The sequence below is a fragment of the Candidatus Neomarinimicrobiota bacterium genome, from assembly GCA_022573815.1.
Classification (GTDB): Bacteria; Fidelibacterota; SORT01; order SORT01; family SORT01; genus JACZTG01.
In genome coordinates this window covers 108,519-128,953 of sequence record JACZTG010000004.1, presented here as the reverse complement: position 1 = coordinate 128,953, position 20,435 = coordinate 108,519, and the positions used below count along the sequence as shown (strand labels likewise).

Below are 20,435 nucleotides of genomic sequence, written 5' to 3'. Positions count from 1 at the left end.
AGTGAAAGAGAGTTTAAAGACGATTAACCTTCATCGTCTTCCGAAAGTATCGAAATGATTGCATTTCTTAAGACTGTTTCATCACCGATTGTATAGCCTCTGTGTCTTTTAACAATATTTCCATCCATACCGATAAGGAACCACGTCGGCAAACTGAAGACACCATAATCAGACATTACTTCCGCTGTTTCATCCAAAAGAATTGGAAATGTGGCTCGATGGGAACGAAGAAAGGAACGTATCTTCCTTTTATTGCGAGGGCCGTCCTCGCTGATTCCCAATATCGTGAGACCTTTCATTTCAAACTCGAGATGAAGCGCCTCAAGATGGGGAAAATATTCTTTACATGGTTTGCACCAGGTGGCCCAAAAATCGAGTAGAACCGGACCCTTCGCGAGATATGAGTCGAGGCTGACAATGTCACCGTATTGATCGGGGAGAGAGAATTTAGGAGCTTTATCCTGAGAAAATACCGGCGTAAAAGTGCTTAACAGCAGAATTGCAATTAGAGAAAGGTAAAGTTTCATTTTATCAGTAACATTTTGCGGGTAACATCAAAGTCATCAGCTCTTAACCGATAGAAATACACGCCGGTAGATAATCCGGCTGCATTCCAATCTACCGAATAATCGGAAGGCGCCTGAACTTTATTTACCAATGTTTTTATCAGTCTGCCGCGCATATCATAAATTTCCAATCTTACATGGCTGCTCTTTAAAAGAGTGTACTTGATTGTAGTAACAGAGTTAAATGGGTTCGGGTAGTTTTGGGAGATATTAAAATCTAAAGGAATTTTTGCGCTGTTCAATCCGGTTTTTGCTAAATAGGTCTCAATTGCATCCTTAATATCATTTAGTCTGTACCTTTCACCTAAACCGCCATTTTCGGCGCTTGAATACCTTAATATGCCCTGATGATCTATAACAAGATAGTTGTCATAAGTCATCCTAAATAAATTCAGTGTGTTTCCTGCCCCGATAAGAAGAGGATAAGTGATACCAGTAATATTAACATAAGTTATCGCCTGGCTGAGAGAACCGTTCCATGTTTCTAACGCAATAGATTGAAATGATTCGGATTGATAATATTGCCAAATATCCGTTTCCGTGGAAGGAGCCTCCGCACGGCAGAATGGACAGCCATATCCGATAAGGGCGAGAAAAACAACCTTTCCCCGATAATCAGATAAAGAATGAGTTTCTCCGTTAGTGTCAACGTAACTGAAATCAGGAGCTAACTCTCCGATTTTGACCTGAGTGAAAGCGGAAGCTGCTGATAAACCCGATAAAATGCCAACTAATAAGATTCTGAGTAATCTGTTTTTCATTGCATTCGTTATTATTATAGTCATATATATATTATAGTGGAAAAGTTATAATATGCAAATGTATAAGAATGTAATTGACGTTTCAATTACGGAAGGGAACTAATGAAAATAAAATTAGGTTTGATTTTATTACTGCTTATTCCGAGAACAATTTTTCCGTTCCAAAATGGTAGTATAATCGATGAATCTCTCCTTGAATTAATAGCAAATGAAGTTTCAGGCACACGCGCAAAAGAACATGTAGTGCAAATATCTTCTAATCATCGCGTGCAGGCGACAAAAGGATTTATGGATGCTGCGAATTATGTTAAAGGAGAACTTAAAGCAATTGGCATAAGAAACATAAAACTGCATAAGTACAGGTCAGATGGAAAGACGAGATATAACGCGTATACATCACCGCTTTCATGGGAAATCAAGAGCGGAACGCTTAAAATGATTAAACCCGCAAAGATTGATTTGGCTGATTATTTAAAAATTCCTACGAGTTTGACAACTCTTTCCAACGGTGGGAAATGGACAGGGGAGTTAGTTGATGTGGGAAAAGGCACCGAATCTGACGATTTCGAAAATGTTGACGTCAAGGATAAGATGGTTCTGGCTTACGGATATGCAGGAAAAGTGCATCGGGAGGCTGTTCTCAAGAGAGGCGCAAGGGGAGTAGTAATACGTCCTGCGGATGATGACAGGCCGTTTCTGCGGGATGCAGTCAGATATAATGGACTTTGGCCCACATGGGACGAAAGGAAGAAAACGGGGTTCGGATTTCAGATTTCGAGAGTAACTTCAGAGAAAATACTGGATATCTTACAGTCGGGTGATAAAGTATTCGTGCAAGCGGATGTAAATGCAAAGCTAATTTCAGGTAAATTAGCTGTTGTCACCGCTTTAATACCCGGAAGTGTTAAGAATTCCGGTCAATTTGTGCTAATTGCGCATCTTGATCATTATAAACCGGGAGCAAACGACAACGCAAGTGGTTCCGCCGCATTAATAGAAATAGCCAGGGCTATTCATGACCTTATAGAATCGGGACGAGTAGAGCAGCCAATTCGTTCTATCCGCTTTTTATGGGTTCCGGAACATTTCGGGACTATGGCTTACCTTTCAAAAGACATTAAAGAATTAAAGGGTGCGTTTGCCGGGATTAACCTTGATATGGTAGGTGAAGACACCGATTTGACAAATTCGAAATTGGATGTTATCACCACTTCGGCATCCGCTCCAACTTACTTAAATGATCTGATTAAAGAAATCCTGAAAGCAGTTGATAATAAGAACATAGTTGACCCCGGTGGAACAAATAATATCTTTAGTTATGTCATTAAACCGTATATGCAGGGAAGTGACCACGATATGATGAATGACCCTTCCATCGGTATTCCTACAGTAGCCATCGGATATTGGGCTGATCCATTCCATCATACCAATGAAGATTCACCGGATAAGGTTGATCCTACGTCACTTAAGAGATGTATGACAATTGGTGCATACACTGCTTTATGGCTTACATCTATTGGTAAAAAGGAAGCTGATAACCTTGCATTACTTACATTCGCTCGTTCAAGAGAACGAATTATTGATCTCGGTTTGAGCGGTTCCTATCTGTCGGCGCAAAATATAGATGAATACTATCAGCAGCATCTGCTGGATAAAATTGACCTTCAAACAGATATTGATAAAGAAGCATTGAAATCAATTCAGTTATTGAATAGCGGCTGGAGTGCAGTCGGAGAAATGTATAGCGTCGCTTTGGAAGAACTTGGCAAATCGGAGAAAAATCTGATGTTGAGTCGACTTGGATTATCTTTACCTCCAACGATTCCAGGAAAATCAGGTTCGTCGGCGCGCATTCCGAAAAGAAATTTTATCGGACCGGTTTCGGATTCTTACGCAGACATTTGGTTTTCGACTCAATTAGGCGCTGATTATGAATGGTACAGCGATAACTCGTTAACTGATTTTGACTTAATCCGATATGAAATTGTTAATTTTATGGATGGAGCGCGGACAATAGCGCAAATTCATAAGATTGTAAGCGCATTATACGGTCCATATGATATTGATAACACAGAGCGGATTATCGAAGATCTTGAAAAATTAAAGTTAGTTGAATGGACTAAAATATGATGATGTTATACTTCGGATATACGTCATATAATGCGTAACAACACGCATATAGGACTCTGGCAAGAACCGATTGAGAACGATAGGGTTAAGTGCAACCTTTGTCCCCGTTATTGTAAGATTCCATTGGGGAAAGCAGGTTTTTGCTACGTTCGGAAGAACATAGACGGCAAAATACATAATATGGCATATGGCAGACCGACAGGCTTCGCTATAGATCCGATTGAGAAAAAGCCGTTATTCCATTTTCTTCCGGGAACGAACGTGCTGAGTTTTGGTACCGCAGGATGCAATCTCGGCTGCAAATTTTGCCAGAATTGGCATATATCCAAAGCAAAAATTGATGAAGCGCAAAGTTTGGAAGCATCGCCCGAAAACGTTGTTAGTCTGGCAATAAAAAATGATTGTCCTTCGATAGCCTTCACATATAATGATCCCACAATATGGGCGGAATACGCGATGGACATTTCCAAATTAGCTCGGGAAGAAGGTATAAAAAGTGTATGGGTTACAGCCGGATATATAACACCTGAAGCGAGAATAGAAGCCTATAAACATGTGGACGCTGCCAATATCGATCTAAAAGCTTTTTCACAGGAGTTTTACGGTAAGATAACACTATCGCAACTTGAACCTGTTTTGGATACAATTCGCTGGTTGAAGAATGAAACAGATGTGTGGATTGAAATCACAAATCTGGTAATTCCAACTCTCAATGATGAAGAAGACGAGTTCAAAAGGATGGTTGATTGGATCGTTGAAAATATCGGTACGGACTCGCCTTTGCATTTCAGCGCATTTCATCCTGATTTTAAGTTGAAGGATCTGCCGCGTACGGAGCATTCAACATTGAAGATGGCGAGAAAAATTGCATTGAGTGCAGGACTAAAGTATTGTTATCTGGGAAATGTAAAAGATATCGAAGCTTCAACTACATATTGCTCGAATTGCAACAGAGAGCTAATCAGAAGAGATTGGCACGCTGTCTTGATTGATGAAATACCTGAAGGAAGCTGCCCTACTTGCGGAACGAAAGTACCCGGTTTTTTTAATTCGGACAAATTGACTCCGATTAGTTCTTGACTGATAAAATCTGGCTGACTATCTTTCCAAATAACTAATTATGAATGATACGAGCACATACTCTACTTCAGAATTGTTAAACATAATGGGCGGACTCGAGCTCAGAATGCAGCAATTTTATCTAAAAGTAGCGGAAAAATTCCCCCAACCTGATGACATAAGAGTTTTTTGGGATTCCCTTGCACAGCAAGAATCAATACACGCTACGATTATCTCAACATTAACTAATATGTATCGAAATAATCCGAATATGTTTAGTCATATCGTAGAAATTGATTATTCAACGATATTAAAGATGGAAAATTTTATTTTAACTTCTGAGGCGAAGCTGAAAAACGATGACTTTAGCCTTGATGATGCCCTGAATGAGGCGTTTGAATTAGAAACTTTAGAAATAAATGAGATTTATGATAGGATTATCGAAAGTCCCAAAGAGCCGTTTCGCGCTGTTATTGATCATCTTATTGAATCTGAAGAGGCACATCTGAATTCATTGATTGAAGCGATTATGAAATATTCTTCGATAGATTCCCTTAAAGAAAAAGCACAGAATTTGAAGTCCGCATTTATGATTCCCTCTCAAGCATAATTTCAGAAAACAGTTCTAAAAGTTTATTGTTCCAAGCAAACCTTTATTGACATCTTCGATTAATGGAATTATTATTAAATGATATAAATGGGGCCGTAGCTCAGTTGGGAGAGCGCTGCGTTCGCAACGCAGAGGTCGAGGGTTCGACTCCCTTCGGCTCCACGAGAGGCTGTGCACGATGGGGAGGTAGCGGTGCCCTGTAACCGGCAATCCGCTAAAGCCGGGTCGATACCATTACCGAGGGTACACTGATTTTACAGTTACTTACTGAGACAAGTGTTGATGCTCTAAGCCCTACGCAACGGGAAGTTGCTGAATCCCGTCAGGACCGGAAGGTAGCAGCGGTATGCTAACAACTTGTGTGCCGTAGTTAGCTTAGGTGGAGCCTGAATTAGTATAGAAGTTGCAAGAAAGGTTACACAGAGTTATGGTGCGCAGCCCATAATTTAGAAGGAGAGTATTTGTCTTACTTAGTATTATCAAGGAAATATCGACCACAAGTATTTAAAGATGTTATCGGACAGAATCATGTAACGCAGACCCTTCAAAACGCTTTAAGCTCTGATAGGATGTCCCATGCCTATATACTTACCGGTCCAAGAGGAGTAGGAAAAACAACGACAGCCAGGATTCTTGCAAAAGCGCTGAACTGTCTTGAGGGGAAAAAATCCGAGCCTTGCGGTCAATGCGATATTTGCGTGGAAATAACCGAAGGTCGTAGTTTTGATGTTCTTGAAATTGACGGCGCTACCTATCGCGGACTGGATAAGATCAGAGATGACCTACAGGACTATCTTCGTCATCCACCGCTGAAATCCCAATATAAAGTCGTAATCATTGATGAAGTACATATGCTCACGAGAGAGGCTTTCAATTCTCTTCTAAAAACTCTTGAAGAGCCGCCCCCTAATGTGGTTTTTATTTTTGCTACTACGCAGCCAAATAAAGTTCCCCCTACTATTCTTTCAAGATGTCAACGGTTTGATTTCCGAAGGATACCGAGTTCGGTAATTATTGAATCAATTAGAAAATTGACTGATAAAGAAAAAATAAAGATTGATGAAGATTCACTAAAATTAATCGCACGGAAAGCGGATGGAGGAATGAGAGATGCGCTGAGCCTTTTAGATCAGGCAATATCATTTTCGGATGGCGATATAGAGTACACCAATTTGCGATCGGTCATGGGAATCATTGATGATGAAATATATTTTTCCATCACTGATCTTGCTATGACGGGGAATTCATCAGCAGCGATGGCGCTGGCAAATGAGCTAATGGAAGAGGGGTATGACCCTCAAACTCTCGTCGCCGGATTAATGGAGCATCTAAGATCATTACTCATAACAAAAGCAACCGGTTCTGCTGAATTATTGGAAACAACTCAAGCAATAAAAGATTTATTTCTCTCTAAAATGGAGAAAATCAGCGAATCAGAGATTCTTAGATTGCTGAAAATGACGCAGGATACTTCTCTTTCTATATCCAGAAGTTCAATGCCCGGTACGATTTTTGAGCTACTATTATTGAACATTACCAATATGGATAAGAGTATAGATATACAATCAGTTTTAAAAGAGATTGGCTATTCGGGTGAAATAGAGAATAATAATAAACAAAAAGAAGAATCAGCTGCGAGCTCTGCCAATCAGAATGAAAAGGCAGAACCTGAAAGTGAGAAAAATGAGTCAATCTCAGTTAAGAATGAGACAGTAATAGAAGAAAAACCTGAAGCTGCCTCATCTGATAATGATACCAAAGACACAGATAATTCATTTTCAAACTTGGAAACTTTTATGGATGAATGGAAAACTATAGTGAATGAAATCACGGAAAAACGAAGTAATCTGGGAAGCTCATTACGAAAAGCTATTCCAACCGTTATCAACGGTAATTATGTTGAATTATCTTTCGATACCAGTAATGCTTATGAAAAAGGCTCTGTAGAGCACAATTCCAAATATATCAGAGATTTCATTAAAACTAAAACCGGAAGAGACCTCAGTATTAAGACATCGCTTGGGGATTTTGCCACACAGGAAGATATAGAGGGTACTTCATCCAAAGATGAAAGTGTAAATGATGATGATTTTCTTAAACATCCGACGGTTGAAAAGATTATAGAAAAATTCAATGGTAAATTAACGATTTAAATGGGAGGTAGTAGTTTGAAATTCGATATGAACAGCATTTTGCAACAAGCGCAAAAGGTTCAGAGTAGGATAGAAAGTGTGCAGAAGGAATTAGAGAAGCTTGAAGTAGAAGGAAGCTCGGGCGGCGGAATGGTAACTGTCAAAGCCAATGGAAAACAAGAAGTTCTCTCGATAAAAATTGAGCCGGAAGTAATGTCCGAAGATGTTGAAATGCTTGAGGATTTAGTGCTTGCTGCTGTTAATCAGGCTCTAAACCGGGCGCAGGAAGCTGCAGCCGAGCAGATGCAGAAAGCCACCGGTGGTATGATGGGCAACTTACCGGGCGGAATGAAAATGCCGTTTTCAGGAATGTGATTTAAATAATTTATGGCTGAATCCATACCGCTTATTGAAAAGCTTATCTCCGAGTTGTCAAAGCTTCCCGGAATCGGCAGAAAGTCTGCTCTGCGATTGGTAATACATCTGTTAAAACAGAGTAACTCTACGGTAGAGCGGCTTGCAAGCGCACTTGTGGAAACAAAAAATAAAATCAAAGAATGTGAGGTATGTTTTAATCTCACTGAAAATTCTCTCTGTTCAATCTGCAGCAGTCAGCGTCGCGATAAATCCATTATCTGTGTTGTGGAAGAAGCGACAGATATTATGGCTATTGAAAGGAGCGGCGAATATAGAGGACTTTATCATGTATTAGGAGGAGTAATATCTCCTCTTGACGGAGTTGGACCTGAAGATCTTCATATTAAAGAACTTTTATCAAGAGTTGATAAAGTAGAGGAAGTTATTATAGCGACTAATCCGAGCATAGAAGGGGAAACAACCACATTATATTTGCAAAAAGAATTAGGAGCGCTCGGTATAAAAGTTACAAGGATTGCGCGTGGAATTCCAATGGGTAGTGCGTTGGAGCATGCTGATGCAGTGACTTTAATACGCGCCTTCGAGGGTAGGATGGAAGTAAAGACGAGTGGCTCCGATTGATACTTCCTAATCAACTTACCGTTTTGCGGATTGCGCTGACACCTGCTTTTTTTATCCTATTAGTATATGGTGATCTGTCATATAATTATTTTATTGCCACACTGATATTTGCAATGGCGTCATTAACAGATCTTTACGATGGCTATATTGCACGTAAATACGGCACTGTTACGAAATGGGGAACATTTGTAGATCCGCTCGCCGATAAATTGATTACAGGTTCGGCGTTAATCGGATTCGTAATAAACGGTTATTTAAGCCTTTGGATGGTTTTGATAGTCGTTGCGCGAGATATAGTAGTTACCCTTTTACGTTTATATAGTCTTCGTAAGAACAAACCCTTAAGAACCGAAATTTTTGCTAAATGGAAAACTACATTTCAATTTCTTCTAATCGCCTTCATTTTGATTTATCATAATTTAGTGAACAATCCTTTCGGGTATACTCTAAATCCTGCAATTGTGAGATATATAAATGAAAGCGGCTTTACAAACGCGGGAATGTTTGTTATTGTACTGATTACATTGTTTTCCGGTTTCAGATATTATTTCGGTAACCGAAAGGTTGTTAGGCAGATGGCTATAGGTATCTATCGCTCCTTACTCAATTCATAAATTATTTTGTCGAAAATAATTTATCTTTTTGCCACCGGCTTAGGGGTCGGATATTTACCGGGAATGTCCGGGACTTATGGAAGCATACTTGGCGTTCTGTTATTCGTATTGTTAACATCCGTCTCATTTCAAATTAAAATTATTATTCTCGTATTTATGTTTATTTTCGGTGCGATAGCAGCCGCTAAAATAGAAAGGCAATCGGGAACTGAAGATAATCAAATTATTGTGATAGACGAAATAGCCGGTGTATGGGTCACTTTGTTGATTGCTCCTGAAGGAATATGGTGGATAGCGGCCGCTCTGACAGTGTTTCGGATAATGGATATATCAAAGCCCTTTCCAATTAAAAATCTCGAATCCGTTAAAAGCGGATACGGTGTAATGCTTGACGACATCCTTGCCGGTGTTTACGCCGGGGTCATATTGCTTTTGGTTGAAAGATTTATTTTATGACAGCAGCAATTATTATAATCGGAGACGAAATATTAATTGGTCAGGTGCAGGATACTAATTCAAAATATATTGCAAATGCTCTCGTAGAAGCAGGGATAACTTTGAACTCTATTCTCACAGTGGGTGATGATAAAGATGCGATTATGAATGCTCTTAAAGTTACAACAGGAAACTATGATCATATATTTGTAACCGGCGGCTTAGGACCGACTAAAGACGATATTACAAAAAAGGTTTTCTTAGAATATTTTGGAGGGAAGTTAAAACTACATCAGGATTTGCTTTTGAATCTAAAAGAGCGATTTGAGAGCAGAGGATGGATATTTCATAAATCTAATATTGGGCAGGCGGAATATCCTGACAGTTGTGAAATAATTCCGAATGAATTAGGCTCAGCGCAGGGAATGATTTTCAAGAAGGGAAACTCGATTTTTTATTCAATGCCGGGCGTTCCGCACGAAATGGAATCTCTGCTTACGGAGTGTGTTATACCTCGCATCATTAGAAACAGTAAAAAGCGCAAGATAAAATTTAGAACCCTTTGCACTGCGGGAATCAGCGAATCGGGGATTTCGGAACTGATTGAGCCTCTGCGTCCTGATTTAGGTGATATTTCTATAGCGTATCTTCCCGGTTACGGCGGCACACGGATTCGGTTTACGGCAACAGGAACTGACGAAAAAGAAGTTAGCGCAAGATTGGAAAACTCCGTTCATTTAATTTCGCAAAATCTGCCCGATTATATTTATTCTACAGATGGAGAAACGATGCCGGAAGTTGTCGGTAAAAAACTCAGAGAGAAAGACCTCACAGTCGCTGTAGCAGAATCATGTACGGGCGGACTAATACAGGATAATCTAACCGATATACCCGGTTCGTCACTCTACTTTTTAGGGGGAGTCGTATCATACAGCAATGAAGTCAAAATCGATTTACTCGGAGTAAATAAAGAAACAATTGAAATTAAAGGAGCGGTGAGCTCCCGGACCGCTATTGAAATGGCGGAAGGAATCAGAAAAAAAATGAATAGCGATATTGGGCTTTCTGTTACCGGAATAGCAGGACCGGACGGAGGTACAGAAGATAAACCTGTTGGTCTGGTTTACGTTGGATATTCAGATTCCGCCGGAAGTGAATATCGGAAATTCCAGTTTGGGGATTCACGAAATATAAATAAGCATAGAAGCGCTGCTGCCGCTCTATTTTTTCTATTGAAAAAGCTAAAGGATAAATAAGTTAGCGTACGAGAAGCATCTTCTTGACCGAATGAAAATTTCCAGTTCTAAGCGAATAAAAATAGATACCCGAAGAAACTGCAACACCTGAATTTGAGTCACCTTTCCATACAATGGTGTGCCTTCCGGGTTCCAGCGCCTGGTCAGCGAATGTTTTTACCACCTCTCCTAATAAATTGTAAATTGTGAGTCGAATGTCTCCTTGAACGGTTAAATCGAATTCAATAGTTGTTGAAGGATTAAATGGATTAGGGTAATTGTTAAGCAGTTGATATTCTTTTGGAATGTTTGACCTGATTTCAAACTCAAATTCTTGAACAGCTGATTCTATCTTCTCTCCATCTTTTCCTCTAAAGTCATAGGCGACTGTCAATGTCCCCGAATAACCGGAAGCATTGGATTGAATATTTAATTTGATCAATTGATCTCTCCAGTCGCTGAGCGAATATCCGTCTATGGGAGCAATAACGACCTCTGCTGTGCCAATAGAGTTTTCAATGCGTTCTATGTAAATACTCTGCCTGTTATCTGCGTAAGAATCTGTAAGCGATAGGTCTGCAATTTTAATTTTGCTATCATAAAAAAACTGTATCCGTCCCGACCAGACATTTTCTGTTTCAGGAATAGCGATGTAAACATCAATACTGCTGTCTTCGTTCTCTCTTGATTCGATTAGAAGGGCAGGAGAGCCGTTCGAGCCGGAAAATTCTGTAATAGGCTTTGAACTTGAACCTCCATTGGCCTCTAACGACCAATTCCACATTTGTATAAAGGGGAGTAAATCCTCAAAATCCACAACACCGTCTCTCTGAACAACTAAATTTGGAACAGTGCCGGTTGTGGGGCCGGTCTCCCTGATGGTGTCCTGCGCGAGCCAGCTGTTTTGAAACCCGGCGATATCATCGAAATCGATACGCAAATCCCCCGAAAAGTCTCCCACTTTGTTATGTACTATAAAATCATTTGTTTCTATGAAGGGGCTTCTATCATTATCTCTTGCTGCTAATCTAAGTCTGACATCGGCGGCGAGATGAAATCCCAAATCAATCACAGAATCCCAAATAAAATCCGGTGTATAATTCGTCGGTAAGAGGCCTGAAGATTCTCCATTGGACGATCCGAATTTCCATGTAATACCCCCGTCTCGGCTGATTTGCACATCAATAGAAAGCGTATCGCCTTCTACGTCAGCTATTTCCATCGGGATTGTTATTTTTCCCGTGATAGTGTTTGGTATTGAACTGACCGAAATTACTTCGGGTATTTCATTGTTGTCTACGTGGACATCGGGCCACTCGAACCATCCTCCGGGATTCTTATCTCTTGCCATAATTCTAAAACCTGCATGTAAGCGATCTTCGTGTGAAAGCTGCCCGATTGAATCGGAATGCCAGGTAAGAGTTCCGCTATATCCGCCGGGAAACAGCTCGTCCAATTGTCCGGTGATGTCTGCATCAATCCAGGGCGAATTCGGGTTTCTTCTAAATTCAACGTCAAGAAAAACGGAATCGGATTCTTCGTCTATTATCTGATATTGAAATATAAAATCGCCTTGAAGTTCTGACGGAAATCCGGTGTTGATAAAAACCGCGGGTGCGCCGATGTTATCCATAAGCAGGGAAACCGATCCGGGATTACCTGCGTCATTATCGTGCGGAATTAGTCGTAATAATGCACCGCCTACAAATCTTGGAATATCCCGCAATGAATTCCAGGTTATATTTCCGGATTTTAACGTTAATCCGGATGTATCCCCGGTAACATCCGCCAGGGACCAGGAAGAACCGTTGTTGGTTGAATATTCCACTCTTATCCCATATGTGTCATCTTCATTGTCAGAAATATTATAGCTGATAATAGCATCGCCGCGAAATTCGTTTACCGGCCCTGAGATAAATATGGAGGGTATATCATTATTATCTAAATGAAATGCATTAGTAGCTGCCGCATCTCCAATATCGTTATCGGACACAATGATTTTAAAGAATGTGTTAGTTTCGTCTATACCGGGAATATCGTTGAGAGACGACCACGTTAATTCGCCTGAATAATTAGCTGATGTTATATTTGGTATAGAAAGGGCAAATTGCCATGTACCGTCAACATTATATTCTCCGATGATATTAAGATCATCTCCTTCAGGATCAGAAAGCGCATAAGTTATAATTACATCTCCCGAACTTTCGCCGGATGGAGTTTCTATAGTCAGTTTCGGAGTGAGGTTATTATCAAGAAGGAAAAAAGAACTCACACCCGGAGCTCCTGTCCCACTAGAATCGGATGGAGTGACACGAATTAAGGTGTTAGGGGAGTCAATGCCATCGGCGTCCGTGAGAGAAATCCAACTAAAAGTGCCTGAATACGCAGGAGGCAATAGCGCTGATATGTCACCGGTTGTAGTCGCCGTCACCCAATCACCGCCGATGTTATATTCCACTTTCAAATCAACAGCGATATTTTCTGCGTCACTAATGATAAAATTAAATGATACATCGCCAGATAACTCTCCACCGCCGACCAAATTTATGATTATTGAGGGAGTAACAGAAAAGGCAAAAGAATTAAATGTGAAAACTATTCCTAAAACTGAAAACAGGTGAATGATATTAGTTTTATTCAGCAATGATTATTCCATCCACTCTACGGGATATGGCGACATTATTATTATCAGAATTCCTGAAAATAGATCCATCGGTGAATTTGATTGTAGATAATCCCGGTAGAAGCGGAACAACTCTGATTATGGCTAATTTACCGGTACCATCAACGCTAAAAGGCGTACCTCCGGCGACTGCCATATTCAGTGTAACAATTCCAAGACTATTTGAGATTTCAGGAGTCATAAACAGTATCGTTCCGCCATTTTCGGCCATTATGAATTCAGAGTCCAAGGGAGCTGATACGCTTTCGATACTTAGCGAATCGGGATCATATTGAAGGACAATTTTTGCGCCGGTGAGGTTTTTGACCTCTTCGGCATAAATTTCCATTTCAAAAGCAATTCCTACACTGACATTAGTTTTTTTTCTTGGGTGAAATCGCAAAGAGGAACCATCAATTTCATCTACTCGAAATTCATAAATTGTAGAAGGATTCTCGACTTCACCATTTGGATAATGGGTTTTAATCTCAAAGATATTAAGCGTATCAGTGAGAAAGGTAAACGTTGTTTCCCGGGAAGTAGATACGGCGCTGAACTCTTGGTTGTTTAATTTAAACGACCAGGCGATATTAACATATTCAGAGGTATCAATGGCAGTACCTTTCGGCGAGCCGGAACGGGTGGAGCTCCAGCTGAAAGTTGTGGTATGCTCATTTATTATCAATGCCGGTTTTTGGATAAACAGTGTTTTTGGCGGTTTATAGAATTGTGAACTTGGGTCCCAAACGTTTGCATAATCGGTAGCGTCAGGCGCATCTTCTACTAACGAACAACTGATAAACAATGCCATTAAAATGAAAATAATAGACTTTTTCATAACTAAAACCGAGCATCCCAAGATAATAATAACGCTTCGCTCTGTGGAGAATAACTTAATGAAGGAAATTTTGCCTTCTCGGATTCCCAAGGGTCTCTAATAGCGGGTGGAAAAGTAAGGAATGCGTCAGCGACACTAATAAACCATAACGCGCTTGTTACTCCCATCGCAATAAAACCAATTCTTCTTTTGTTGTTCGCATCATCGAGTGCTGCATCCATGCGTGTCCTGTTAATGTCAATTTGACTATCAACATTCAGTGATTCAATATACTTGTCTCTTCTGAACTCATATTTTTTAAGAGCGCCGGCATATAGGCGGTCCATATAGACGCTTGCTACAATTGCGGAAGATGTGGCTATAGGGAAAAATGCCGCTCTTTTCCAATGTTCGGAATATGTCTGACCCATACCGGGTATTACAAATGAGTAAAAGGCTGCGAGATATTTTGATTTACGCTCAAGCACTATTTCGATATGCATTGGATCATAACTGGCAACATCTGTTATGACAGTTTTATCATAGTAGCCGATATGACCGGCGGTAACATTATATTCGCCCCAAAATACTCTGGTATCCTTATAGGGAATCTCTCCAAGAGAAATATCGTTGATAGTCAAATGAGCGCCGTATGGTAAGCCGGAAATGTAAAGCTTGCCCAATTTAAATCTAAAATTAACAACTACTATAGCTTCGGGTTCGTTCAAAGTAATGTAGATTTTCTCAACTCTCTCCTTAAATTCTTTTCTGTTTACCACTCTGATTGAATGTCTGCCAAAGCTGATATTTGACGTGGAAAATGGAGTCTTGCCGACTAAAATACCGTCCACATAGACGGCAGAGCTGTCCGCATCACTTTTCACTGTAAGCGAGGCGGACTGTTGGTTTTTTGCTTCATCAAGCAGGTCATCGATCAGAGGAGGAATTTCATTATTTATTAAATGAGTTAAATCTCCTCTAATCGTTTTAGAAATCGAATTCATTTGTTTGGATTGACTCGAACTTACAAGAATCAAGTAAATACTTAAACCATTTGGGACGATCTTGATTTCTCCACCAATAGCAAAATCCACTTCGACGTTTTTTCCAAAATTAGCAAGACATTCAATATTCACACAAGTTGATTTGGTGTTTAGACCCTGACTTTGCAGTATTATCTTGACCTGATCGGGTCCCAGGACATAATAATTACTCCTCTTTCTAAGTATAGTTTGAAATTTAGTTCTGATTCGAGAACGGTTTCTCCGGCTGATTTCATCCATACTCAACGGATATACCGCCAATCGTTGAGTGCTCGATATTATTGTTACCTCTTGAGGATTACTACTTTTTTGTTGTGCGGTTAAATTCCCGGCTACAAGTGAAATGAGAATGACCGACATTGTAACGATTCTTAACATTATTTTAATCTGCTATCCAATCAATAGTGGTTTAGCGAAAAAGTTATTTTTGTCAACATGCAAAGTCAAGTCATCAAACGTTTATTCTGATTCCGGTGTTTTATATCTTACTATATAAAATAATAACTTTCTATCACCGTTTTCTTTTGCTTAACAGAACGATTTTATATAGATTAAAGGTTTGTATTGATATGAATATTAGGACATTTATAGCCCTTGAAATTTCGGATGTCATAAGGAACCAAATCACTATTATTCAAAAACAGCTTACAAATAAAGGTGCTGAACTGAACTGGATAAAAAATGAAAATATTCATCTTACTCTACGGTTCTTAGGTGAGATTGATGATAATAATCATAATAAAATATTTGAAGCGATGAATAAAGTAGCCGAGAATGCGCGTTGTCTCAATTTATCCCTGACAGAATTGGGGATGTTTTCTGATAAATATAATCCAACTGTTATTTGGGTCGGAATTGGTGGTGAAGTTGAAGAATTAAGACAGGTGGCTGAGAGATGTGATTATTACCTCACGGCCAGCGGGTTTGAGATTGAGAAAAGATATTTCAAACCGCATATTACTATTGGCCGCATAAAGAAATTGACAGATAAAAAACTATTTATTTCAGAAGTAAATGGAATAAAAATAGACCAAACAGCATTTAAGATAAAAAAACTGAATGTAGTAAAAAGTGATTTAAAGCCCACAGGGGCTAACTATACGAATTTACACACTGTCCATTTTTATAATTAGGAGATTTTAATGGCAAAATCAGATGAGGCTAAAGCGAAAGCAGTCGAGCTGGCAATGGCTCACATAGATAAACAATTTGGTAAAGGTTCTATAATGTTACTTGGTGATGATGCCGCAATGTTTAAAGTAGATTCTATTCCAACCGGAGCACTTTCTCTTGATGCCGCTTTGGGAATCGGCGGCGTACCTCGGGGAAGAGTCGTGGAAATATATGGACCGGAAGCATCGGGTAAAACTACGTTAAGCCTTCATATATTAGCGGAGTCACAAAAGTTGGGCGGTAAAGTAGCGTTTATTGATGCCGAACATGCATTAGACGCTCGTTATGCCCGAAAATTGGGTGTTGTAACCGATGAACTTTTGCTTTCACAGCCTGATTCGGGTGAACAGGCTTTGGAAATTACAGAAACGCTTGTTAGAAGCAACGCGATTGATACCATCGTCATAGACTCTGTGGCAGCGCTGGTTCCACGTGCCGAACTTGAGGGGGAAATGGGAATGTCTCATATGGGACTTCAAGCCCGCCTTATGTCTCAGGCACTGAGAAAACTGGCTGCCGTCATAAAAAAATCTAACACTTGTGTTATCTTTATCAACCAAATACGAGAGAAAATCGGTGTTATGTTCGGAAACCCGGAGACGACTACAGGCGGTCGTGCGTTAAAATTTTATGCTTCGGTAAGGATGGATATAAGGCGAATAGGCGCCATAAAAGAAGGCTCGGTTTCTGTAGGTAATAGAGTTAGAGTGAAAATCGTGAAGAATAAAATGGCGCCTCCATTCAGGGAGGTAGAGCTTGATATTATGTACGGCTTAGGAATTTCATATGAAGCGGATATTCTTGATTTGGCTTTAGAAGCCGGATTTATTAACAAAATGGGCAGCTGGTATTCATATGGTGACGAAAGACTCGGTCAGGGTAGAGAGAACACCAAAATATACTTACATGACAATAAAGATGTGATGAAAGAGTTAGAACAAAAAGTTAAAGTTCATCTTGGAATTATTCCTGGTGCTGAGCCGGATAAAAAAGATAATTCCAAAGAAGTTGACACGAAAGAAGATGCCGAGAAAGAATAATTGCCAACTAAGACCGGTGAATCGTACCAAACTGTGAAATATACAAATCAATCAAATCTGAATTTTAATCCTCTTGCTAAGGCGAAGGATAGTGCTTTGGTATTTCTAAGCCATCGCGACCGTTCTGTTAAAGAGATGATAGATAAATTGCACAAAAAAGGGTATGAGCCTGAAATTATTAAAAAGGTAATTCATATCCTTTTGCAATCAGATCTCTTGGACGATGAAAAATTCGCAATGCTTTTTTCGAGAAGTAAGGTAGAAGCAAGATCGTGGGGACCTGATAAATTACGGTATGAGCTTACTTTAAAGGGTATAGATAAAGAAATACTTGAGATAACTATTGACAAGATATATGAAAAATACAGTCAATATGACTTAATAAGGACTTTGCTCTCAAAGAGAATAAAAAGCGATTCTGAAGTGAACGCAAAAGAAACGAAAAAGCATGTCGATTTTCTGAAAAGACGGGGATACAGATGGGACGTTATTCGGGAAGCTATCGCAGATATTGAAACATTATCAATTGATTAGATGAAAACGGCAAACGAAATAAGAGAGGAATTTCTACAATATTTCAAAGATAAGGAACATGAAATTGTTCCTTCGACTCCTGTAGTACCGGCTGACGATCCGACATTATTGTTCATCAACGCGGGAATGAACCAGTTTAAAAATATCTTTATTGGTACGGAAAAATCCAAATATATTCGGGTAGTTGACACCCAAAAATGCATCAGGGTAAGCGGAAAGCATAACGACCTTGAAGATGTAGGAGTTGATACATCACATCATACTTTTTTTGAAATGCTCGGGAATTGGTCATTTGGTGACTACTATAAGAAGGAAGCGATCGAATGGGCTTGGGAACTCCTCACGAAGATTTGGGGATTGGATGGGGAGCGGATATGGGCAACAGTTCATGACAGTGATGATGAGGCAAAAAAATTATGGACTGAGGTTACTCCAATCAAAGCCGAAAAGGTTTTAATGTTTGGCGACAAGGATAATTTTTGGGAGATGGGAGATACCGGTCCGTGCGGACCTTGTTCGGAGATACACTACTATATTGGCGAGGATATCAATAATCAATCTGCCGATAAGATTAACTCTGATGATCCTGATTACCTGGAAATATGGAATTTGGTTTTTATTCAGTATAATCGGAATTCAAAAGGAGAAAAGAAGGAACTGCCCTCAAAACATGTTGATACCGGAATGGGTTTAGAACGCGTTGTATCTCTCATTCAGGGGAAGAAATCAAATTATGATACTGATATCTTTACCCCGATTATTAAAAAGATTGAATCGCTCACAGGCAAAAAATATGAGGGGGACGATCAAGTATCCTTTAGAGTCATAGCCGACCACTTACGTTCCTTAAGTTTTTCCATTGCCGACGGGGTTCTCCCTTCAAACGAAGGAAGAGGATATGTCCTCAGACGATTACTACGGAGAGCAGCACGGTTCGGCAGAAATCTCGATATGCACTCGCCGTTTATTTATAAATTAGTGTCAACTCTATCCGATATGATGGGAAATACATTTCCCGAGCTTCCTGAAAATCTTAAACACATTGAAAAGGTGATTCATTCTGAAGAAGAGAGTTTTGGTGAAACAGTGGACAGAGGAATCGAAATTTTCAATCAGACGCTAAAAAAAGCCAAAAAAGAAAATAAATCACTGATTTCCGGTGAAGATGCCTTTAAGTTGTATGACACGTATGGATTTCCATTAGACCTTACTGAACTAATGGCAAGGGAGAAAGGATTTAGCGTTGACATAAACGCCTTCGAGAAAGAGATGGATGTTCAGAGAAAAAGAAGCCGATCCGGGAAAAAATTTAGCGTGGACAGTCTCATTCCTGAAGGTGTAGAAATTAAAGTCGAAGCAACACAGTTTTTAGGTTATGAAACACTTGAAGCTGATAGTGAGATAACTCAGATTATTACCAATAAAAACAAAAGCATAAGTCTTTTACTTAAAGCAACACCTTACTATGCGGAATCAGGCGGTCAGATAGGCGATACCGGACTGCTTACCAATGATACTCTGGAAATTAGTGTTACGGATACACAAAAAATCGGAGGATCCCACTATCTTCATATAGGTAAAGTTATAAAAGGTAAACCCAAAGTAGGTATGAATATTAAGGCTTCCGTCACGAGTGAGCGTAGGAAAAACATCCTTCCGAATCATACTGCTACTCATCTTATGCATGCCGCATTAAGAGAGGTATTAGGAGATCACGTGCGGCAAGCCGGTTCTCTTGTTGATGCTGACAGATTAAGGTTTGATTATACACATTTTGAAAAACCGACTATAAAACAATTGAAGGAAATAGAAAAGATTGTCAATGATAAAATCAGAGAGAATATCAAATTGAATACGACCATCACAACATTTAATGAAGCAAAAAAAGCCGGTGCCATGGCACTGTTCGGTGAAAAATACGGTGATGAAGTTCGAATGGTTGAGGTGGGCGATTTTAGCAAAGAACTATGCGGAGGTACGCATGTTAACAGAACCGGCGATATCGGTCTATTTGCTATAACGCAGGAATCAAGTGTGTCATCAGGAGTCCGAAGATTAGAGGCAGTTACAGGTGAAGGAGCGATAAAGTATTTTCAGAATAATCAATCAGTTTTATCCGAAATTGAAGAACTTCTGTCAGTCAAAGGAGATTCGATACCTGCGAGAGTTAAAGTACTTTCCGATGCGAACAAAAAATTAGAGAAAAAACTGAAGACTTCCGCGGTTTCTTCTAAATCTCTTGAATTGGATGCATGGCTTAAGTCTGCCATAGAGGTAGACGGTATCAAACTTGTGGCAAAAATAATTAAATCATCCTCTATAGAAGAGATGAAACAGATCGCCGATAAACTAAGAGATAAAATGGATAGCGGAGTTGGGGTTCTCGGGGCAGAGATAAAAGGTAAAGCGCAGCTTGTGGTCATTGCCTCAAAAGATGTAATTAAGAAATATGGTGTGAGCGCAAATTCCATTGTAAAAGAACTTAGCTCAATGATAGAAGGCGGCGGGGGTGGAAGCGACCATATGGCAACCGCCGGTGGGAAACGACCTGAATTACTTGATAAATCTATAAAACAGGCTAAATTCGTGTTGGCTAAATTAATAAAGAAGAAGTAAAGGGAAATT

Annotated in this window: 18 protein-coding genes, 1 tRNA gene and 1 other RNA gene; 15 read left to right on the top strand and 5 right to left on the bottom strand. The window is 39.7% G+C overall.

Translation table 11 applies throughout. The annotated features are described in order from the left end of the window. Nucleotides 1-23: 23 nt before the first annotated feature. Nucleotides 24-527 (bottom strand): TlpA family protein disulfide reductase, encoded by a 504-nt coding sequence (locus IIB39_03000; GenBank protein ID MCH8927665.1) that lies wholly within the window; start codon nucleotides 525-527, stop codon nucleotides 24-26. Continuing rightward, nucleotides 524-1,327 (bottom strand): T9SS type A sorting domain-containing protein, encoded by an 804-nt coding sequence (locus IIB39_02995; GenBank protein ID MCH8927664.1) that lies wholly within the window; start codon nucleotides 1,325-1,327, stop codon nucleotides 524-526. Before IIB39_02995 ends, IIB39_03000 begins: the two co-directional genes overlap by 4 nt. Before the next feature lie 102 nt (nucleotides 1,328-1,429). Here IIB39_02995 and IIB39_02990 point away from each other — a divergent pair, with 102 nt between their 5' ends. From IIB39_02990 to IIB39_02940, 11 genes are all read left to right on the top strand, one after another. After that, a complete protein-coding gene (locus IIB39_02990) occupies nucleotides 1,430-3,457 on the top strand; it encodes a DUF4910 domain-containing protein (GenBank protein ID MCH8927663.1) in 2,028 nt (675 codons plus the stop codon). 30 nt (nucleotides 3,458-3,487) lie between these two features. Beyond that, nucleotides 3,488-4,537, top strand: a complete 1,050-nt coding sequence (gene amrS, locus IIB39_02985; GenBank protein ID MCH8927662.1) for an AmmeMemoRadiSam system radical SAM enzyme — start codon at nucleotides 3,488-3,490, stop codon at nucleotides 4,535-4,537. A 40-nt stretch (nucleotides 4,538-4,577) separates the two neighbouring features. Beyond that, entirely contained in the window at nucleotides 4,578-5,126 is a 549-nt protein-coding gene (locus IIB39_02980; protein MCH8927661.1) for a hypothetical protein, read from the top strand. A gap of 89 nt (nucleotides 5,127-5,215) precedes the next feature. Further along, nucleotides 5,216-5,288, top strand: a tRNA-Ala gene (locus tag IIB39_02975). 7 nt (nucleotides 5,289-5,295) lie between these two features. Next, nucleotides 5,296-5,564, top strand: an RNA gene (gene ffs, locus IIB39_02970) — signal recognition particle sRNA large type. Nucleotides 5,565-5,587: 23 nt separating this feature from the next. Then, the gene (gene dnaX, locus IIB39_02965) at nucleotides 5,588-7,279 is read left to right on the top strand and encodes a DNA polymerase III subunit gamma/tau (protein MCH8927660.1); all 1,692 of its coding nucleotides are present in this window, start codon (nucleotides 5,588-5,590) and stop codon (nucleotides 7,277-7,279) included. After that, the gene (locus tag IIB39_02960) at nucleotides 7,280-7,633 is read left to right on the top strand and encodes a YbaB/EbfC family nucleoid-associated protein (GenBank protein ID MCH8927659.1); all 354 of its coding nucleotides are present in this window, start codon (nucleotides 7,280-7,282) and stop codon (nucleotides 7,631-7,633) included. A gap of 12 nt (nucleotides 7,634-7,645) precedes the next feature. Beyond that, on the top strand, nucleotides 7,646-8,257 hold the full coding sequence (gene recR / locus IIB39_02955; protein MCH8927658.1) for a recombination protein RecR: 612 nt from the start codon (nucleotides 7,646-7,648) through the stop codon (nucleotides 8,255-8,257). Next, complete coding sequence (gene pgsA / locus IIB39_02950; protein ID MCH8927657.1) at nucleotides 8,254-8,871, top strand: CDP-diacylglycerol--glycerol-3-phosphate 3-phosphatidyltransferase; 618 nt, start codon at nucleotides 8,254-8,256, stop codon at nucleotides 8,869-8,871. Before recR ends, pgsA begins: the two co-directional genes overlap by 4 nt. A gap of 63 nt (nucleotides 8,872-8,934) precedes the next feature. Then, entirely contained in the window at nucleotides 8,935-9,327 is a 393-nt protein-coding gene (locus IIB39_02945; GenBank protein MCH8927656.1) for a phosphatidylglycerophosphatase A, read from the top strand. After that, complete coding sequence (locus IIB39_02940) at nucleotides 9,324-10,562, top strand: competence/damage-inducible protein A (protein MCH8927655.1); 1,239 nt, start codon at nucleotides 9,324-9,326, stop codon at nucleotides 10,560-10,562. Before IIB39_02945 ends, IIB39_02940 begins: the two co-directional genes overlap by 4 nt. Before the next feature lies 1 nt (nucleotide 10,563). On the opposite strand, the gene IIB39_02935 is transcribed toward IIB39_02940, so the two are convergent. Genes IIB39_02935 through IIB39_02925 form a run of 3 tightly spaced genes read right to left on the bottom strand, consistent with a single transcriptional unit; the run spans nucleotide 10,564 to nucleotide 15,441 of the window. Continuing rightward, nucleotides 10,564-13,185: a T9SS type A sorting domain-containing protein gene (locus tag IIB39_02935; protein MCH8927654.1), complete on the bottom strand. Its 2,622-nt coding sequence runs from the start codon at nucleotides 13,183-13,185 to the stop codon at nucleotides 10,564-10,566. Next, entirely contained in the window at nucleotides 13,175-14,041 is an 867-nt protein-coding gene (locus IIB39_02930; protein MCH8927653.1) for a hypothetical protein, read from the bottom strand. Before IIB39_02930 ends, IIB39_02935 begins: the two co-directional genes overlap by 11 nt. 2 nt (nucleotides 14,042-14,043) lie before the next feature. Beyond that, a complete protein-coding gene (locus tag IIB39_02925; protein ID MCH8927652.1) occupies nucleotides 14,044-15,441 on the bottom strand; it encodes a PEGA domain-containing protein in 1,398 nt (465 codons plus the stop codon). A gap of 191 nt (nucleotides 15,442-15,632) precedes the next feature. On the opposite strand from IIB39_02925, the gene thpR reads away from it, so the two are divergent. Genes thpR through alaS form a run of 4 tightly spaced genes read left to right on the top strand, consistent with a single transcriptional unit; the run spans nucleotide 15,633 to nucleotide 20,426 of the window. Next, nucleotides 15,633-16,196, top strand: a complete 564-nt coding sequence (gene thpR, locus IIB39_02920; GenBank protein ID MCH8927651.1) for an RNA 2',3'-cyclic phosphodiesterase — start codon at nucleotides 15,633-15,635, stop codon at nucleotides 16,194-16,196. 9 nt (nucleotides 16,197-16,205) lie between these two features. Continuing rightward, on the top strand, nucleotides 16,206-17,276 hold the full coding sequence (recA, locus tag IIB39_02915) for a recombinase RecA (GenBank protein ID MCH8927650.1): 1,071 nt from the start codon (nucleotides 16,206-16,208) through the stop codon (nucleotides 17,274-17,276). Further along, the gene (locus IIB39_02910) at nucleotides 17,277-17,810 is read left to right on the top strand and encodes a regulatory protein RecX (protein ID MCH8927649.1); all 534 of its coding nucleotides are present in this window, start codon (nucleotides 17,277-17,279) and stop codon (nucleotides 17,808-17,810) included. It begins immediately after the preceding gene. Then, complete coding sequence (alaS, locus tag IIB39_02905; protein MCH8927648.1) at nucleotides 17,811-20,426, top strand: alanine--tRNA ligase; 2,616 nt, start codon at nucleotides 17,811-17,813, stop codon at nucleotides 20,424-20,426. Nucleotides 20,427-20,435: the final 9 nt, after the last annotated feature.

Excerpts from the sequence above, each read along its gene's own strand:
- IIB39_03000 (MCH8927665.1), bottom strand. The coding sequence starts at position 527 with ATGAAACTTTACCTTTCTCTAATTGCAATTCTGCTGTTAAGCACTTTT.
- IIB39_02995 (MCH8927664.1), bottom strand. The coding sequence starts at position 1,327 with ATGAAAAACAGATTACTCAGAATCTTATTAGTTGGCATTTTATCGGGT.
- IIB39_02990 (MCH8927663.1), top strand. The coding sequence starts at position 1,430 with ATGAAAATAAAATTAGGTTTGATTTTATTACTGCTTATTCCGAGAACA.
- amrS (MCH8927662.1), top strand. The coding sequence starts at position 3,488 with ATGCGTAACAACACGCATATAGGACTCTGGCAAGAACCGATTGAGAAC.
- IIB39_02980 (MCH8927661.1), top strand. The coding sequence starts at position 4,578 with ATGAATGATACGAGCACATACTCTACTTCAGAATTGTTAAACATAATG.
- IIB39_02960 (MCH8927659.1), top strand. The coding sequence starts at position 7,280 with ATGGGAGGTAGTAGTTTGAAATTCGATATGAACAGCATTTTGCAACAA.
- recR (MCH8927658.1), top strand. The coding sequence starts at position 7,646 with ATGGCTGAATCCATACCGCTTATTGAAAAGCTTATCTCCGAGTTGTCA.
- IIB39_02945 (MCH8927656.1), top strand. The coding sequence starts at position 8,935 with ATGTCCGGGACTTATGGAAGCATACTTGGCGTTCTGTTATTCGTATTG.
- IIB39_02940 (MCH8927655.1), top strand. The coding sequence starts at position 9,324 with ATGACAGCAGCAATTATTATAATCGGAGACGAAATATTAATTGGTCAG.
- IIB39_02930 (MCH8927653.1), bottom strand. The coding sequence starts at position 14,041 with ATGAAAAAGTCTATTATTTTCATTTTAATGGCATTGTTTATCAGTTGT.
- IIB39_02925 (MCH8927652.1), bottom strand. The coding sequence starts at position 15,441 with ATGTTAAGAATCGTTACAATGTCGGTCATTCTCATTTCACTTGTAGCC.
- thpR (MCH8927651.1), top strand. The coding sequence starts at position 15,633 with ATGAATATTAGGACATTTATAGCCCTTGAAATTTCGGATGTCATAAGG.
- recA (MCH8927650.1), top strand. The coding sequence starts at position 16,206 with ATGGCAAAATCAGATGAGGCTAAAGCGAAAGCAGTCGAGCTGGCAATG.
- alaS (MCH8927648.1), top strand. The coding sequence starts at position 17,811 with ATGAAAACGGCAAACGAAATAAGAGAGGAATTTCTACAATATTTCAAA.